Consider the following 17,310-nt stretch of genomic DNA (forward strand, 5'->3'; position numbering starts at 1 on the left):
CTGGGTGTGCGGGTCTACCGCGGTGCCTCGTCGGGGAGTTGGTACCAGAACTCGACCTCGGAGAAGTTGCAGCGGCCGTCGTGGGCGTCGTACACGCGGATCCGCCGGTACGAGACACGCTCGGGGAGCTTGACCTCGTACCACTGGGCGGCGGCGATCCCGCCGAGCGGGTGGAGGTCGGTCCACGTGGTGCCGTCGTCGTTCGAGCCGCGGAGGACCGTGCCGTTGGCGCGGGTCGGGTGGGTGGCGCGGGGGAAGACGCGGATGCGGTCGACGGTGATCGGACCGGCGGTGCCCGCGTCGATGTCGATCCAGCTCTCGGTGGCCGTCAGGTCCGTGTACGTGGCCGGGTCGCCGTCGAAGGCCCGCCAGCCCGCCGCCTCCTTGGTGCCGGTACCGGGCCACTGGGTGGTGGACGCCACGACCATGGACTGGGTCACGGCGAACTTCCGCAGCAACGTCTCGACGGAGACGAGGAGTTCGTGTGCGGTGTACACGTCGTCGATGCGCTGGTCCTCGCTCTCGCCGGTCGCCTTCTCGATGCGGTCGAGTTCGGTGGTGAAGGCCGCGTACGACTTCTTCGTCCAGTCGGCGGGGTTCGTCTTCCGTGCCCTGGTGAGGACTTGGGGGAGCGTCTCCGCGACGGCCACGGTCACGGCGGAGTCGCGGGTGCCGCCGCCGACGAGTGCCGCCGACACCTTGTAGGAGCGCGTGCCGTGGCGCAGGCCCTTGTCCTCGTAGGAGTACGAACGCGTGTCCTCCTCCACAACCTCCCACTCCCCGCCACCTGTTGAGCGGGAGAGCGTGAAGGTCAGGGCGTCCTCGGGCTTGTTCCAGCGGACGGTCGCGGTGTCGGCGTCGCGTTCGACGGAGAGCAGCACGGTCTGGGCCCCGAGGCGGTCCGCTGTCACCTCCGCGAACTCCGCGTCGCCCGTTGCCGCTAGGCCGGCGTGGACCGCGTAGGGGAAGGGCGTGAAGAGTGACGCGACGGTCACCCAGGTCTTTCCGTCCGCCGACACCTGGCCGTGCACGCGGTGGGTGCTGAGGTCCCGGACGATCCGCAGGTACGGCGTCGCGGCCAGGGTCTGCCCGTCGAGCCGTCGCGTGATCGGTGAGCGCGCGTCGTCCTGCCAGTCGTGGCGGCTGTCCCGGGTGCGGTTGTGGAAGACGAGCCGGCCGTCGCTGTCCGCCCCGAAGAAGAGGTGGCGGGTGTCGGCGGCGATCCGGTCGCGGAGCATCAGTCCGGTGAGCGGGCCGCGCGCGCCGGACACCCGGGCGGTGAGGGTGAAGCTGCCCGTCAACGGGCGGCTCACGTAGTGGAGTTCGTCCTCGATGGCACGGGACGGCACCTTGTAGTCGTCACCCTCGCCCAGCCCGTCGCCGCGTGCACCGAGTATCCGGACCGTCGAGCCGCGTACCGCCGCGCTGCCCGGCCGGGCCTTGAAGAGGGCGTCGTCCCGCCAGCCCGACTTCCTGAGGCCGGCCGAGACGGGAGCCGGCAACCGGGTCCGAATGGTGTGTGAAGTCCAGCCGGGGCCCTGGCCGTTGACCGCCGTGACCGTGTAGAAGTACGTCTCGCCGGGGCGCGCGGTCGTGTCGGTGAAGTGACGGCCCGTCTCCCTCGCCGAGAGGACCTCGTACGGGCCCTGCCGCCGGGTCGCCCGCCGCACCGCGTAGTGCGACGCGCCCGCGGTCGTCTGCCAGGTCACCGTGACGGCGCCGTCGCCGGGCAGGGTGTGCACGAAGTCGACGTGTGCGGGCGGGAGTTCGGCCTCGGACGCCGTGGGCAGCTTGAGGACCAGGCCGGTCTTCGGCGGCACGCTCACCTTGCCGCCGCGCACCGGGAGTTCCTTCCCGCTCACCAGGTCGAGGACCGAGGAGCTCGTCGATCCGGCGGCCGACTCCACCTCCACCTCGTACGCCCGCTCGTTCCCGTACGCCTTCCGCGTCGTGTTGAAGACGAAGAGGTAGCGGCCGTAGCGGGCCGTCAGCAGGTCCGGGTAGCCCGAATACGCGTGGTCCGCCTCGAAGTTCTCCCGGCGGACCGTTCCGACGCCCGGCTGGAACGTGATGGGTGCCAGTTCGCCGGCGAGGGCCTGCGGGGCCGAGGAGTCCCCGGTCTGCTGGTCCTCCATGAAGTCGACGTCGATGTTGTCCATGCGGGCCCAGTAATCCTCGTAATGGAAGCGCCCGTTGGTGTTGATCTGCACGATGTGGTCGCGGTTCGCCCGGCGGACGTGCAGGCGTCCGTTGCGGGCGAACCCCCGCTGGCGTTCGTTGAGTTGGCCCCACAGATGGAGGTCGCCGTCTCGCAGCGAGACGAACATGCAGTCCACATCCACCCAGGCGAACCGCTCGTAGTCGCCCGGCTTCACTCCGAGGGCCGTCAGCTCGGTCGGCGTGTAGTACGCGAAGTCCGTGTGCGGGTGGACGATTCCGGTCGGTTGCTGGGATTTCAGGTAGGCGTAGGTCTCGCCGAGGGTGAGGTCGTACTTGTTCTTGCCGGTGACCGATCCGAACGAGCTGAAGTACTGGTGGTCGGCGATCTGCTGCTGCGCGAAGCCGACCGCCTCGCGGGCGTGAGCGCGGGTGGCCGCCCAGTCGTCACCGGTGTACCGGTCGGTGTGCTCGGCCATGTGCCGTGCCAGGGACACGTAGTTGAGGATCCTGCCCTCGGAGATCCGCAACGCGTACCCGGGGAATCCGGGGAAGTTGGTGTTGCGCTCGTCGATCACCATCTCCATGCGCATGGTGCGCTTGAGGTTGTCGTCGAGGTCGGTCATACGGGCGAGGGAGCGGGCGTGCAGATTGCGCAGTGCCAGCTCCAGGATCCGGTCGTTGAGCTCCTCGTCGCCCCGGTGGCCCCAGGTCCGGTGGAACCACTCGGGCAGGTAGTTCGTGGCTTCACCGTAGTTGGCGACATAGCCGTTCTCGCGGGTGTGGCCCGCCTCGGTGATCGTGGTGAAGTGCTCGCCGAGGGGCAGTCGGCGCACCACGTTGCCGTCCTTGTCGAGCTTGGACCTGGCGAGGCCCTTGATGACGTACTTGAGGTAGTCCTCGGTCCAGCGGGCCGTGGCGTCGTGGTAGAAGAGCGAGTGGAAAAGGTCCAGGTCCTGGCCGTCCGGGCCGACGAGCACCTCCTCGCCGAGGAAGGGCAGCCAGCCGAGCGCCTCGCCCGCGATGCGGTGGCTGCGCGCCTTGCCCTCGTAGAAGCCGGAACCGATGACCCGCAGCCCTTCGTGGGCCTCCCAGGCACCCTCGTACGTGTACATCACCTGGTTGTAGATGTACGAGAGCCGTGAGCGGGCGTAGTCGAAGTTGGCCTTCAGCACCCGGCCCCAGGCGGCCCGGCGGGTGAGCGCTGAGCCGTCGAGGTCGACGCCCTTCAAAGACGTCTCCCCTTCCTCAGTGCCCGTCACGAACTCCTCGTCCAGGAACGCCTCGAAGGCCTCCCGGCCGTGGACATCGTTGTCGGCGATCAGGTTCTCGACGACGTAGAGGGCCTCGCCGAGCGCCCCGTAGTACCCGCCCCAGTCGCCCTGGTGGCCGCCGCGTGCGAGGAGCCTGGTGTCGGCGTAGTAGTCCCTGGTGTGGTTGTCGACGCACTTGAAGACACGCAGCAGCGCGGCCTTCCGCTCGGCGGCGGATCGCGCCGGGCACCAGCTCGACTGGGTCAACGCGGTGGCGTAGAAGCGGAGTTCGTCCTGGTAGCGGACGATGCTGAGCCGGGCGGTCGGCGACGCGTCGACCTTCGCCGAGTAGTCGTTGAAGAGCTTCACCTGTCCCGCCACATAGCCGTCGACCAGCGCCTGCTTCTGCTCGTCCGACACGTCCGCGACCGTGTCCGTGGGTGGCGTGAAGTCGGCCTGCGGTTCGTCGCTCACGTCGAGATACGCGCCGGTGTGGGTGTAAGCCCGGTAGTAGCCACGGGAGTTGGCGATGGCCTTGGCAACGAAGGCGTTGTCGTACGTCCGCAGGGTGATCTCGGCCTGCTCCCGCCCCTTCGTGTGTTCCAGCGGCAGCATCACCGTCGCGTAGAAGAAGCGGCCGGGCAGCGGGCGGTTGGTGCCGGTGTTCAGCGCCTCGTAGTCGCCGGAGCGGCGGTAGCCGATCTGCTCGCCGTTGATGTACGCGATCGTCTTGTACGTGGAGGTGTCACCGCCCCAGAACTTCACGGTGAGGTAGTTCTGGTGCAGCGGATCGACCTTCATGGTGAAGCGGAGGTCGCCGGTCTTGATGTCCGGCGTGGCGAGCGGTTTCGCCACCCGGGCCCGGTCGCCCACGTTGCCCTCCACGACCGCCGAGTCCGGGGCTTCCAGGCCGTGCGCCGCCTCGGAGTCCGGGTCGCCGAAGTCGACGAGGTCGAGGCGTCCGGCACCCGCGCCCTCCTCGTCCCCGGCGGCGGACGCCTGCTCGGGGGCCGCCCAGGACCAACCGGTGAGCGCGAGGGTGCCGGTGCCGGCGGCGGCTCCGGCGAGGACGGATCTTCTGGTGACGGACATGCGTGATCCTAACGAGACGGCACGGCACGATAGAAACCGATCTCTACGGAAGCTAGGGGTGACCGTTCGGAGTCGGCAAGACGTCGTACCGAAATTGATGCGCTCGATTCCACAATCCCCCAGGTCTGCGCGAGATTTCGAACCGACAACCGCTGACACGGCAGCCAGCCGTCCTACGAGAGACCGGTTGCTGGAAAAGGGGCAGCGATGCGCCCCTTTTAGGGGCGCGGGGAACTGCGCGACCAGCCCCAACCGGCCCGCAGCCTACGAACCGGCCTAAGCCGAGCGCCGCGTGGAGTCCCGCAACACCACATGCGTGCCAAGCACCAGATGCTGGCTGTCAGGAAGCTCCTCGCGGTGCAGCGCCAGCCGCACGGCCGCCCGGCCCAGCTCCTCCTGCGGAATGTTGACGGTGGTGAGCGACGGATAGACGTCCTTGGCGACCGGGATGTCGTCGTATCCCGCGACGGCCACGTCGTCGGGGATCCGCCGCCCGGCCTCGCGCAGGGCCTGGATCACGCCCGCCGCGACCATGTCCGTGCCCGCGAACACGGCGGTGAACTTCCGCCCCGAGGCGAGGAGTTCACGGGCGCCCTGATAGCCGTACGAGCGGGTGAAGGGACCGTCCAGGATCAGTTCGGGATCCGGGGTAAGACCCAGCAGTTCATGAGCCCGGGTGAAGCCGCTGATGCGCTGGCTGCTGGTGGACAGGGCGGGCGTCCGGCCCACGTAGGCGATGCTCCGGTGTCCCGCCGACAGCAGGTGCGTGGTCATCGCGAAGGCGCCGCCCTCGTTGTCGTAGTCGACGACCGTGGCCGGCACACCCGGGCCGAGCGGCGGCCGGCCCACCAGCACGAGCCGCGAGCCCACCCGGTCCAGGGCGTGCGCGAAGTGCGTCATACGGTCCTGGTACGCCTTGTCCTCCCAGGCACCGCCGACCACGATCACGGCGTCCGCGCGCTGCTCGCGCATCGTCTCCACCACGGCGAGAACCCGTTGCGGATCACCGTGCGTGGTGCACAGCATGCAGAGCCTGCCCTCGGCCGACGCCTGCTCCTCGACGCCGCGCGCGATGTGCGCGTAGAAGGGCCCGGTGACGTCGTCGACGACGAACGCCACGGTCTTGTTCGTCGAGCCGCCCAGCGCGCGGGCGTGCGCGTTGACCACGTAGTCGAGGTCCCGGATGGCCTTGAGCACCCTGCCGCGGGTGCTCGCGGCGACCGGGTAGGTGCCGCCCAGGACGCGGGAGACGGTCGAGGCGGAGACCCCCGCCCGCGCGGCGACGTCCCTGACCGTGGACGCGTCCCTGCTCGCCTCGGGCTCCGTCTTCTTGGCCACCGCTCGGCTCCCTCCCCGCATTGGTGCACGTCACCCTACGAGACGCCCGGGACGAGCCGGGCGCCGCGCTCCCCGCACGGGACGGGCACCGCGTATTGGAAGGTGACCGGGAAGGTGCGGGCTCATGCCGTGCGCTCCAGCGCCGTCTGGTCGATTCCGTGGGCCAACTCCCGTCCGGACAGCAGTCGTTCGGCCTCTTCCGCGACCGTGAGGCCGAGCCTGGCCACCTCGTTGCCCTGCGAGCCCGCGAGGTGTGGCGTGATGAACGCGTTCGGCAGGTCGAAGAGCGGCGAGTCGGCCGGCAGCGGCTCCGGGTCCGTGACGTCGAGGATCGCGCCGAGCCGGTCGGCGCGCAGCTCGTCGATGAGCGCGTCGTGGTCGAGGAGGGCGCCGCGTGCCGTGTTGATGAGCACGGACCCCGTGGGCATCAGGGCGAGCTCGCGGCGACCGATCAGGTGGTGGGTCTCGGGGGTCTGCGGGGCGTGGACGGTCACGATGTCACTGGTGCGCAGCAGGTCGTCGAGCGGCAGCAGGGGTACGCCGAGTGCGGCGGCCTCCGCCTCGGTCACGTACGGGTCGGCGAGGCTCACCCTCAGGTCGAAGGGGCGCAGCAGTTCGATGAGCCGCCGTCCGATGCGGGAGGCTCCGACGACGCCCACGCGGCGGCCGAAGTTGCCGACGCCCTGGACGATCTCCCCGTACGGGAAGGCGCGCTGGGCGCGGAAGCGGTCGCGGTGGGCGAAGAGGTCCTTGCCGGCGAGCAGGATCATCGCGAGCGTGTACTCGGCCACGGGCAGCGCGTTGGCGCCGGCCGCCGACGACACGACGAGCCCGCGCTCCCAGACGGCGGGTGCGGTGAGTCCCTTGACCGAGCCCGCCGCGTGCAGCACGGCCCGCAGTTTCGGGGCCGCGTCCAGCACGGTCTCGTCGATGCGGGGGCAGCCCCAGCCGGTGATCAGGATCTCGGCCTCGGCGAGCGCGTCCCGTACGCGGGGGTCGGTGAAGTCCTCGACCACCAGAGTGGGATCGATTTCTACCGCGTCACGCAGGCGGGCCAGTACCTCCGGTGGGAAGATCTGGGGCACGTTCTCGGGGGTCATGGCGAACAGTGCCAGGGGGCGGTCGGGCAAGGGAGGAGCCTTCCGGCTTGGTGAGTTCGTGGATAGCAACCGGTCTCTACGGTAGATGTCGGGGTGGAGGGGGTCAATGGACGGGTTCTTCGGGTCGTTTGTTTCTGCGGGTTCGTTGTGGCTGGTCGCGCAGTTCCCCGCGCCCCTGAAGGGGCGCGGCCAAGGTAGCTTCCATCCGTGGCCGGTCCTGCCGGCCATGGAGACTTCAACGGGAGGGTCGACCGATGGCAGAGCCGCTGACCAACTGGGCGGGCAACATCACGTACTCCGCCAAGGAGCTGCACCGGCCGCATTCGCTCGACGCGCTCCGGGCCCTCGTCGCGCGGAGTGAGCGGGTGCGGGTGCTCGGCAGTGGGCACTCGTTCAACGAGATCGCCGATCCGGGCAGCGGGGGCACGCTGCTCTCGCTGACCGCGCTGCCGCCGTCGGTGCAGGTGGACGCGGCGGCCCGTACCGTCCGGGTGGCGGGCGGAGTGCGGTACGCGGAGCTGGCACGGGTGGTGCACAGGCACGGGTTCGCGCTGCCCAACATGGCCTCGCTGCCGCACATCTCGGTGGCGGGCTCGGTGGCCACGGGCACGCACGGTTCGGGCAACGCCAACGGCTCGCTGGCCTCGGCCGTACGGGAGGTCGAGCTGGTCCTCGCCGACGGATCGACCCTCGCCATCGGTCGGGGTGACGAGCGCTTCGACGGGTCCGTGACCGCCCTGGGCGCACTCGGTGTCGTCACCGCGCTCACCCTGGACCTGGAGCCCGACTTCGAGGTCGCCCAGCATGTGTTCACCGGGTTCCCGCTCGCGGAACTGGACTTCGAGGCGGTGTCGGCGTCGGCGTACAGCGTGAGTCTGTTCACCGACTGGCGGCAGTCCGGCTTCGTCCAGGCGTGGGTCAAGCAGCGCGCGGACCAGCCGTGGGACGGCTTCCCGTGGGCCGCGCCCGCCACCGAGGCCATGCACCCGGTGCCGGGCATGCCGGCGGTCAACTGCACCCAGCAGTTCGGTGTGCCGGGGCCCTGGCACGAGCGGCTGCCGCACTTCCGGCCCGAGTTCACGCCGAGCAGCGGCGCCGAACTCCAGTCGGAGTACCTGTTGCCGCGCACGTACGCCCTCGACGCCCTGCGCGCCGTCGACGGGATCCGTGAGTCGATCGCGCCGGTGCTGCAGATCTGCGAGGTCCGCACGGTCGCCGCCGACCGGCAGTGGCTGAGCCCCTCGTACGGGCGCGACACCGTGGCCTTCCACTTCACCTGGGTCGAGGACACGGCGGCCGTGCTGCCCGTGGTGCAGCGGTTGGAGGAGGCGCTCGCGCCCTTCGATCCGCGGCCGCACTGGGGCAAGGTGTTCACCGTGCCGCCGGCCGTGGTGCGCGGGCGCTACCCGCGGATCGGTGAATTCAGGGCCCTGGCCGAGGAGTTGGACCCAGCGGGCACGTTCCGTAACGCGTTCGTCGGCGAGGTGCTCGGCGGGTGAGGGCGCAGACGACGGGCGGGTGACGGCTCCTGGCGGGTGACAGCTCGCGGGATCGGCGGGTGGCGGTCCGCGTGATCGGCAGTTGTCCCGCCGCGAGCGCCGGAGACTTTGTAAAGCCCCTTTCCTAACCCCTTGTCGAAAGTCCTCGCGGGTCATAGCCTTGCGCCGCGCCGGGGCCCCGTGGGTTCCGCCATGGCCTGAGGGACCGAGGGGGCACATTCTGGTGAAGCGCACGTCACGTGACATTCGCACCGCGAACCGCTACGGGGTGCTGCGCCAGATCATCGCCCACTCGCCCACGTCCCGGCAGGAGCTGGCGGCCGCGACCGGGCTGAGTCTCGCCACGGTCGCCACGCTGGTCGGTGAGCTGCTCGACCTCGGGATGCTGACGGAGGTCGGGTTCGAGGACTCCGCGGGTGGCCGCCCGCGGGGGCTCGTGGCCGTCAACGCGTCGGGGGGCGCGTTGATCGGCGTCGATCTGGCGGAGACGTACGTACGCGTCGAGCTGTTCGACCTCGCGCTGAACGTGCTGGCCCGCGCCGCCGTGGAGATGCGCCCCGGGGAGAGCCTGCCGGAGCAGGTGGTCGGCCATGTGGCCGCCGCCGTCGGGTCGGTGGTCGCGCAGGCCGGGATCGAGGGCGCGCGGGTGCTCGGCGTCGGGGTGAGCGTGCCGGGGCAGGTCGACCGGGCCACCGGGATCTCGGAGTACGCGCCCAACTCGGACTGGCACGACGTGCCGCTGCTCGACCTCCTCACCGGCCACATCGCCTACCCCCTGTACCTGGACAACTCCCTGCGTGCCGTCGCGGTGGCCGAGCTGTGGTTCGGGGCCGCGCGCGGGCGCGGGGACGCCGTGGTGGTCAACCTCGGGACCGGGGTGGGCGCCGGGCTCGTGCTGGGCGGCGGGCTGCACCGGGGGGTGAGCAACAGCGCCGGCGAATGGGGCCACACCACGATCGTCCTGGACGGACGGCTGTGCCACTGCGGCAACCACGGCTGCGTGGAGACGTACGTCGGCGCGCCCGGCATCATGCTGAACCTGCGGGAGCTCAGCCCGGACAGCGCGCTGCTGCACCCCGAGGACCAGACGGCCACCATCGACGCGCTGGCCCGCGCGACGCTCGAACACGACCCGGTGGCGCTCAAGGTGGTCCGTGACACCGCCCGTTACCTCGGCGCCGGTATCGCCGACCTGGTCAACCTGTTCAACCCCGAGGTGGTCGTGCTCAGCAGCTGGGTCGCGGCCACCCTCGGCGAGCCGCTGCTCGCCGAGGTGCGCGAGGCCGTCGCCCGGCACGCGCTGCCGCGGCCGCTGGCCGCCACCGAGATCGTGCTCTCCCTCATCCCCACCGATCCGGCCTGCCTGGGCGCCGCGACGTTCGCGCTTGAGGGAGCCCTCTCCTCGGCCGGCCAGAAACCCGGCGGCTCCAGGGCCGACCCGCGGAGACCCGGAGGCGACAGGGCCGCTCTGCGTCGCGTCTCCCCCGCGACGACCCGAACAGCACCGCCTTCCTGACTTCTTCCCCGCCTGAACGAGGCGCTCGCACGTCTCCCATGTCCGGTATCCCGGACGCTCCACAACACTTCGAACAGGCTTCGTCCAACCCCTTGCCGAAGCATTAGCCGAAGGTTAACGTCCCGCACCGCACCGCGATTTCGAGCCGCAGCTACCCAAGCCGTACTCAAGACAAGGACGTCAGCATGTCGGCACTGAGCAACAGCAACTGGAACCGTCGATCCGTACTGCGAGCCACCGCCGGGCTCGCCGCCCTCGGCCCGCTGGCCGCGTGCGGGGGCAACACCGGCCGGGAGGGCGGGGGTTCTTCGGGCAAGGCCCTCACGCAGTACTTCCACGCGTACGGCGAGGCCGGCACGCAGGAGGCCATCAAGAGGTACGCGAAGGCCTACGACGACGCCCGCGTGACCACCCAGTGGATCACCGGCAACAACTTCGAGAGCAAGCTGTTCTCGTCGCTGCTCACCGACAACGCGCCGGACGTCTTCGAGTTCCACCCTCAGCTCCAGCTGATCGAGAGCGGTCAGGTGGCGCCGCTGGACGACATCATCAATCCGGTCAAGGACGACTTCAACCCGGCCGACATCAAGTCGCACACGGTCGACGGCAAGGTCTACGGCGTCCGGATGATCGACGACCCGCAGTTCTTCTTCTACCGCAAGTCGCTGCTGGAGAAGGCGGGCGTGGGCGTCCCCCAGACCCTCGAAGAGCTCGCCGAGGCCGCCGCCAAGCTCACCACCGACAAGGTCAAGGGCCTGTTCATCGGCAACAACATGGTGTCGACGAACTACGCCCTGGTCTGGGCGGCCGGCGCCGACCAGCTGAACGCCAAGAACGAGATCGCCTACCACACCGACGACGTGGCCGAGGCGCTGAGGGTGTACCGCAAGATGTTCACCAGCGGCCACCTGCTCCTTGACGCCCCCGCCGACTACTGGGACCCCTCCGCCCTGGTCCAGGGCCTGGCCGCGATCCAGTGGTGCGGCATGTGGGCCATGCCCGTGATGCAGAAGGCCCTCGGCGACGACCTCGGGATATTCCCCTTCCCGTCGGCCGCCTCCGGCGCCAAGCCCGCGGTGTACAACGGCGGTTGGTCGATGTTCGTCAACGCCAAGGGCAAGAACGTCGACCTGGCCAAGGAGTACGTGAAGTGGCTCTGGATCGACCAGAAGGAGTACCAGGAGGACTGGGCGCTCAGCTACGGCTTCCACATCCCGCCGCGCAAGTCGATCGCCGAGTCCGCCGAGAAGCTGAAGTCGGGTCTGCCCGCTGAGGGCGTCAAGCTCTTCACCGACTACGGGCGCTTCGACAACATCTCCTGGACCCAGGCGATGATCACCGCGCTCGAAGATGTGATCGCCGAGTCGGTCCGCAAGGGCACGAACCCGGAGAAGGCCCTCGACGCCGCGGACAAGAAGGTCAACCGCGAGCTGACGAAGCTCTTCGGATAGGCCGACGGACAGGTATCGAGATGTCGACCACCACGACGCGCGATGCCACGCGCCCCGCCCCGGCCAAGGTCTCCAAGACCAAGCCGCGGCGGGGTCTGCACGGCAGCACGCTCAACTTCTGGCTCTTCACCGGCCCGTTCCTCATCGGCCTGGTGATCTTCGTCTACATCCCCATCGGGTGGAGTGTCTGGCTCAGCTTCTTCGAGGCGCGCTACACGGTCACGCCCGACAAGTTCATCGGCTTCGACAACTACAAGCTGATGCTGACGAACGGCGACTTCACCAAGTCGCTCGTCACCTTCACCGTCTTCGCCGTGATCATCGTGCCGGTCACCTGGGCACTGTCGCTCGGCCTCGCGCTGATGGTGCACCGGCTGCGGTTCATGAAGGCGTTCTTCCGGTCCGTCTTCTTCCTGCCGACCGCGTGCAGCTTCGTCGCCGCCTCGCTGATCTGGAAGATGTCCATCTTCAGCGGTGTCCGCTTCGGTCTGATGAACACCATCCTCAACGTGTTCGGGATCGAGAACGTCGCCTGGCTGGCCGACCCCAACCCGCCCTGGTACTGGCTGGTCATCGTCACCGTCCGACTGTGGCTCCAGGCCGGCTTCTACATGATCCTCTTCCTGGCCGCGCTGCAGAACATCCCGTCGGAGCTCTACGAGGCCGCCGCGATCGACGGCGCCAAGCCGGGCTGGCAGACCTTCCGCTACATCACGCTGCCCCAGCTGCGGGCCACGTCGACGGCGGTGATCCTGCTGCTCCTGGTGGCCGCGTACCAGGCGTTCGACGAGTTCTTCAACCTCCTCTCCAAGACGACCTGGGGCCGCCCGCCCCTCGTCGAGCTCTACTACACCGCCCTGGGCGACGACCAGGACTACGGCGCCGGCAGCGCGGGAGCGGTCATCCTGACCCTGCTGATCTGCATGGTGACGATGCTCCAGGGCAAGTTCATGGGCTTCGGAAGGGGGGAGGAGACCAAGTGACGACCCTCATGGAAACCCGCAAGACCGACGCGGAGCCTCAGAAGAAGCGCGAGCGCAGGCGCGACCGGCGTGGGGTCCTCGGCTCCGCCGGTCTCTACATCGCGACCGGCATCTGCGCCCTGCTCTTCCTGGTCCCCTTCTACCTGATCGTCCGCAACGCCCTCTCCACGGACGCCGAGATCACCGGCGAGGACTGGCAGTTCTTCCCCACGGACATCCAGTGGGGCAACATCACGGAGCTGTTCGACGACCCGACGGTCCCGTTCGCCCAGTCCCTGTGGAACTCGACGGTCGTCGGCGTCCTGCACACCGTCGGCACGCTGCTGGTCTGCTCGCTCGCGGGCTACGGCCTCGCCCGGATCCCGTACAAGCACGCGAACAAGATCTTCTACGCGGTTCTGGTGACCCTGATGGTCCCGGCCGCGGTGACCTTCGTACCGAGCTTCGTGCTGGTCTCGTCACTCGGCTGGGTGTCGAGTATGCAAGGTCTCATCGTTCCGGGGCTCTTCAGTGGTTTCACCTGCTTCCTGTTCCGGCAGTACTTCTTGGGGTTCCCCAAGGAGCTGGAGGAGGCGGCGCGCGTGGACGGGCTCGGGTACTGGGGTGCGTACTGGCGCATCGTCGTGCCCAACTCGCTGAACTTCTTCGCCGCGATCGCCACCATCACCTTCATCAGCGGCTGGAACGCCTTCCTGTGGCCGCTGGTCATCGGCCAGGACCAGGAGGCGTGGACCGTGCAGGTCGCGCTCTCCTCGTACATGACCAACCAGACCGTCAACTTCCACCTGATCTTCATGGCCACCGCCATCTCGATCCTGCCCCTGGTGCTCGTGTTCCTCTTCCTCCAGCGCTGGCTGGTGCAGGGGGTCGCGCAGACCGGCATCAAGGGCTGACCTAGGAGACCGATGTCCCTCCGCACCACCTCTTCCGTCGACTACGTCGAGGATGTCTCGCCCGGGAGCGGCGCGCTGCCGCCCCGGGCGTGGTACGCGTCCTCGGACGCCGCTTCCCTTTCGCTGAACGGCAGTTGGCGTTTCCGGCTGTCGCCGACCGCCGACGCCGAGGACGACTCCTTCGCGGCACAGGGGTACGACGCCGGGGGCTGGGCCGAGGTGTCGGTCCCCGGCCACTGGCCGCTCCAGGGGTACGGCTCGCCGATCTACACCAACCACCTCTACCCCTTCCCGGTCGACCCGCCCCGGGTGCCGACGGAGAACCCGACCGGTGACCATCTGCGGGTCTTCGACCTGCCGGACGGCTGGCCCGCCTCCTCGTCTTCGGGCGGGGGCGCGGTCCTCCGGTTCGACGGGGTCGAGTCCTGTGCCCGGGTGTGGCTCAACGGCACGGACATCGGTGAGTTCAAGGGGTCCCGGCTGCCGCACGAGTTCGCGGTGGGGCAGCTGCTGAAGCCGACGGGGAACGTGCTCGCCGTCCGTGTCCACCAGTGGTCGGCGGGTTCGTACCTGGAGGACCAGGACCAGTGGTGGCTGCCGGGCATTTTCCGGGACGTCACGCTGCTTCACCGGCCCGCGGGCAGCGCGCTCGACTTCTTCACGCACTCGTCGTACGACCATCTCGAAGGCGCCGGGACCCTGCGCGTCGACTCGGACGTCGACGGCCGGGTCCTCGTGCCCGAGCTGGACATCGATGTCGCGACCGGCGAGTCCGTGACCGTGCCGGTCCAGCCGTGGACCGCCGAGACGCCCCGGCTGTACGACGGGACGCTGGTCACGGAGGGCGAGCGGGTGCCGCTGCGCATCGGCTTCCGTACGGTCGCGCTTGAGGACGGCCTGATCAAGGTCAACGGCAAGGCGGTCCTCTTCAAGGGCGTCAACCGGCACGAGTGGCACCCCGAGCGGGGCCGCGCCCTGGACCTGGAGACCATGCGCCAGGACGTGCTGCTCATGAAGCGGTACAACATCAACGCCGTGCGCACCTCCCACTATCCGCCGCACCCGGCCTTCCTCGACCTGTGCGACGAGTACGGGCTGTGGGTCATCGACGAGTGCGACCTGGAGACCCACGGCTTCAGCGAGCAGGCCTGGCGCGACAACCCGGTGGACGACGACCGCTGGACCCCGGCGCTGCTCGACCGGGCGTCCCGCATGGTCGAGCGCGACAAGAACCACCCGTCGATCGTCATCTGGTCCCTCGGCAACGAGGCCGGAACCGGGCGCGGGCTCACCGCCATGGCCGAGTGGATCCGCGGCCGGGACGCATCGCGGCTCATCCACTACGAGGGCGACTGGGACTGCCGCGACACGGACATGTACTCGCGGATGTACGCCGACCACGCCGAGGTCGAGCGGATCGGCCGGGGCCTGGACGGCGGCCCGCTCAAGCGCCGCCAACTGCCCTTCATCCAGTGCGAGTACGGGCACGCCATGGGCAACGGCCCCGGCGGGCTCGCCGACTATCAGCGGATCTTCGAGGCGCACGACCGGCTCCAGGGCGGCTTCATCTGGGAGTGGATCGACCACGGCGTCAAGGACGAGCGGTACGGCTTCGCGTACGGCGGTGACTTCGGCGAGGAGCTGCACGACGGGAACTTCGTCTGCGACGGGCTGCTCTTCCCGGACCGGAAGCCGTCGCCGGGGCTCGTCGAGTACAAGAAGGTCATCGAGCCGGTCCGGATCGAGGGCGACGGCCCGGACGGCACCGTGCGGGTGACGAACGCGTACGACTTCGGCGATCTCTCGCACCTCGAGTTCGAGTTCTCGTACCAGGTGGACGGAGACCCCACGGGCGCGCACACGCTCACCGTGCCACCGCTCGCACCCGGTGAGTCGGCGGAGGTCAAGCTGCCCGCGCCCGCGCCCGCGCCCGACGGCGACGGCGAGGAGGTCCAGTGGACCGTCCGCGCGCTGCTCACCGCGGACACCCCCTGGGCGGGCCGGGGCCACGAGGTCGCGTGGACACAGCGGACCGTCACGCCCCGCGGCCCCCTTCCGGCGGCCACCGGTGCCCGTCCCGCGGCCGACGGCGACCGGATCACGCTCGGCCCGGCCGTCTTCGACGCCCGCACCGGTGACCTGCGGTCCTTCGCCGGGGTGGACATTACCGATTTGCGCCTGGACGTGTGGCGCGCCACCACCGACAACGACGAGGGCGCGTCCTGGCAGGACGACACCCGGTACGGCGTGCTGTGGCGGCAACTGGGCCTGCACCGCATGCGACACCGGCTCGACGGCGTGGAGTCGGACGGCGACGCGCTGACCGTACGGACCCGGGTGGCGCCCGCCGCCCGCGAGGTGGGCCTGCGCACGGTGTACCGGTGGACGTCCGACGGAACGCGACTGCGCCTCACCGTCTCGGTCGCTCCCGAGGGCGACTGGAAGGTGCCGCTGCCCCGTCTCGGCGTCCGCTTCGGGCTGCCGGCGGCCACGGAGTCCGCGGTCTGGTTCGGCAGTCTCGGCGAGGCGTACCCGGACACCAAGACCGCGGCGAAGCACCTTGCGTGGCACACGGACATCGACGACCTCCAGACGCCGTACGTCCGTCCGCAGGAGAACGGCGCCCGCGCCGACGTCCGCTGGGTGGAGCTCGACGGTCTCAGGGTCGACGGCGAACCGGAGTTCTGGTTCAGCGCCCGCCGCTGGACCAACGAGCAGTTGGACGCCGCCGAGCATCTGACCGACCTGACACCCGGCGACACGGTCTGGGTCAACCTCGACCACGGCCAGCACGGCATCGGTTCGCAGTCGTGCGGTCCTGGCGTACTGCCGCAGTACTTCCTGCGGGCCGAGCCGACGGAGTTCTCGTTCGTCTTCTCGGTGGCGGATTAGTCCAACTCACTGATCGATTAATCCATTGCCCGACTGATCGACATTCTGACACCGTCGTGATGTCCTCAGCGGCCGGTCGGCTCCCCGCCGACCGGCCGCGATTCACGTGCCCTGCAAGGGAGTTCCCGACGTGAGCGGCAGTATCGAGGTCCGTGGCCTGTCCCGGACCTTCCACACCACCGTGCGCCGCCCCGGCTTCATGGGCGCGGTGCGGTCCCTCGTCAATCCGGAGCGGGTCGCCAAGGAGGCCGTCTCCGACATCACCTTCGACGTCGCCCCCGGTGAACTCCTGGCCCTGCTCGGCCCGAACGGCGCGGGCAAGTCCACCACCATCAAGATGCTCACCGGCATCCTCACCCCCACGGCCGGCGAGGCGCGGGTCGCGGGCGTGGTCCCGTACCTGGAGCGCGAGCGCAACGCCCGCAACATCGGTGCCGTGTTCGGGCAGCGCACCCAGCTCTGGTGGGACCTCCCGGTGCGGGAGTCCTTCGCGATCCTGCGGGACATCTACGACGTGCCGGACGCCGAACACCGCACCAGGCTGGGCGAGTTCGACGAACTGCTCGACCTCTCCTCGTTCTGGGACACACGCGTACGGCATCTCTCGCTCGGCCAGCGGGTGCGCTCCGACCTGGCCGCCGCGCTGCTGCACGATCCGCCGGTGGTGTTCCTCGACGAGCCGACCATCGGGATGGACGTGGTGGTCAAGGAGCAGGTGCGCGAGTTCCTCCGGTACCAGGTGGAGGAGCGCGGGCGGACGGTACTGCTCACCACGCACGACATGACGGAGGTCGAGCGGCTCGCCGAGCGGGTCGTCCTGATCAACCACGGCCGGCTCGTCCTGGACGGCTCGCTGGACGAGATCCGCCGGAAGTTCGGCTCGACCTGGCAGGTGCGGGCCACCCTCGCCGATCCGCACGCGTCCGTGGGGTCGTTGCCGGGGATCACGCTGCTGCGGCGGGAGGGCCCGCAGGTCGTCTTCGGCCCGGAGGAACCGGAGGCGGCCACGGCTCCCACCGTCCACCAGGCCCTGAAGCAGGTCATCGAGCGGTACGAGGTGACCGACATCGCGCTGGACGAGGCCGACCTGGAGGACGTGATGCGGGCCGCGTACGCCCAGGCGGGGAGCGAGTGAC

10 protein-coding genes are annotated in these 17,310 nt (G+C 69.5%); 7 read left to right on the plus strand and 3 right to left on the minus strand.

What is annotated here, in order from left to right:
• Positions 1–14 precede the first annotated feature (14 nt).
• From AB0I18_RS05040 to AB0I18_RS05050, 3 genes are all read right to left on the minus strand, one after another.
• On the minus strand, positions 15–4,502 hold the full coding sequence (locus AB0I18_RS05040; RefSeq protein ID WP_363103962.1) for a Tat pathway signal protein: 4,488 nt from the start codon (positions 4,500–4,502) through the stop codon (positions 15–17).
• 276 nt (positions 4,503–4,778) lie between these two features.
• Complete coding sequence (locus AB0I18_RS05045) at positions 4,779–5,840, minus strand: LacI family DNA-binding transcriptional regulator (RefSeq protein ID WP_363103963.1); 1,062 nt, start codon at positions 5,838–5,840, stop codon at positions 4,779–4,781.
• 122 nt (positions 5,841–5,962) lie between these two features.
• Complete coding sequence (locus AB0I18_RS05050; protein ID WP_363103964.1) at positions 5,963–6,970, minus strand: hydroxyacid dehydrogenase; 1,008 nt, start codon at positions 6,968–6,970, stop codon at positions 5,963–5,965.
• A 224-nt stretch (positions 6,971–7,194) separates the two neighbouring features.
• Here AB0I18_RS05050 and AB0I18_RS05055 point away from each other — a divergent pair, with 224 nt between their 5' ends.
• The 7 genes from AB0I18_RS05055 to AB0I18_RS05085 all read left to right on the plus strand — a co-directional run bounded on the left by AB0I18_RS05055 (position 7,195) and on the right by AB0I18_RS05085 (position 17,309).
• Entirely contained in the window at positions 7,195–8,439 is a 1,245-nt protein-coding gene (locus AB0I18_RS05055) for an FAD-binding protein (RefSeq protein ID WP_363103965.1), read from the plus strand.
• A 223-nt stretch (positions 8,440–8,662) separates the two neighbouring features.
• The gene (locus AB0I18_RS05060; RefSeq protein ID WP_363103966.1) at positions 8,663–9,955 is read left to right on the plus strand and encodes an ROK family transcriptional regulator; all 1,293 of its coding nucleotides are present in this window, start codon (positions 8,663–8,665) and stop codon (positions 9,953–9,955) included.
• 185 nt (positions 9,956–10,140) lie between these two features.
• A complete protein-coding gene (locus tag AB0I18_RS05065) occupies positions 10,141–11,406 on the plus strand; it encodes a sugar ABC transporter substrate-binding protein (protein WP_363103967.1) in 1,266 nt (421 codons plus the stop codon).
• A 20-nt stretch (positions 11,407–11,426) separates the two neighbouring features.
• Positions 11,427–12,389: a sugar ABC transporter permease gene (locus tag AB0I18_RS05070; protein ID WP_363103968.1), complete on the plus strand. Its 963-nt coding sequence runs from the start codon at positions 11,427–11,429 to the stop codon at positions 12,387–12,389.
• Positions 12,386–13,282, plus strand: coding sequence for a carbohydrate ABC transporter permease (locus AB0I18_RS05075; protein WP_363103969.1), 897 nt, complete (start codon positions 12,386–12,388; stop codon positions 13,280–13,282). The genes AB0I18_RS05070 and AB0I18_RS05075 overlap by 4 nt, the downstream gene beginning before the upstream one ends.
• Before the next feature lie 12 nt (positions 13,283–13,294).
• Positions 13,295–16,174, plus strand: coding sequence for a glycoside hydrolase family 2 TIM barrel-domain containing protein (locus AB0I18_RS05080; protein WP_363103970.1), 2,880 nt, complete (start codon positions 13,295–13,297; stop codon positions 16,172–16,174).
• 130 nt (positions 16,175–16,304) lie between these two features.
• Positions 16,305–17,309, plus strand: a complete 1,005-nt coding sequence (locus tag AB0I18_RS05085; RefSeq protein ID WP_363103971.1) for an ATP-binding cassette domain-containing protein — start codon at positions 16,305–16,307, stop codon at positions 17,307–17,309.
• The last annotated feature ends 1 nt before the right edge of the window (position 17,310 follow it).

This window comes from Streptomyces sp. NPDC050704 (assembly GCF_040654355.1).
Taxonomy (GTDB): Bacteria; Actinomycetota; Actinomycetes; order Streptomycetales; family Streptomycetaceae; genus Streptomyces.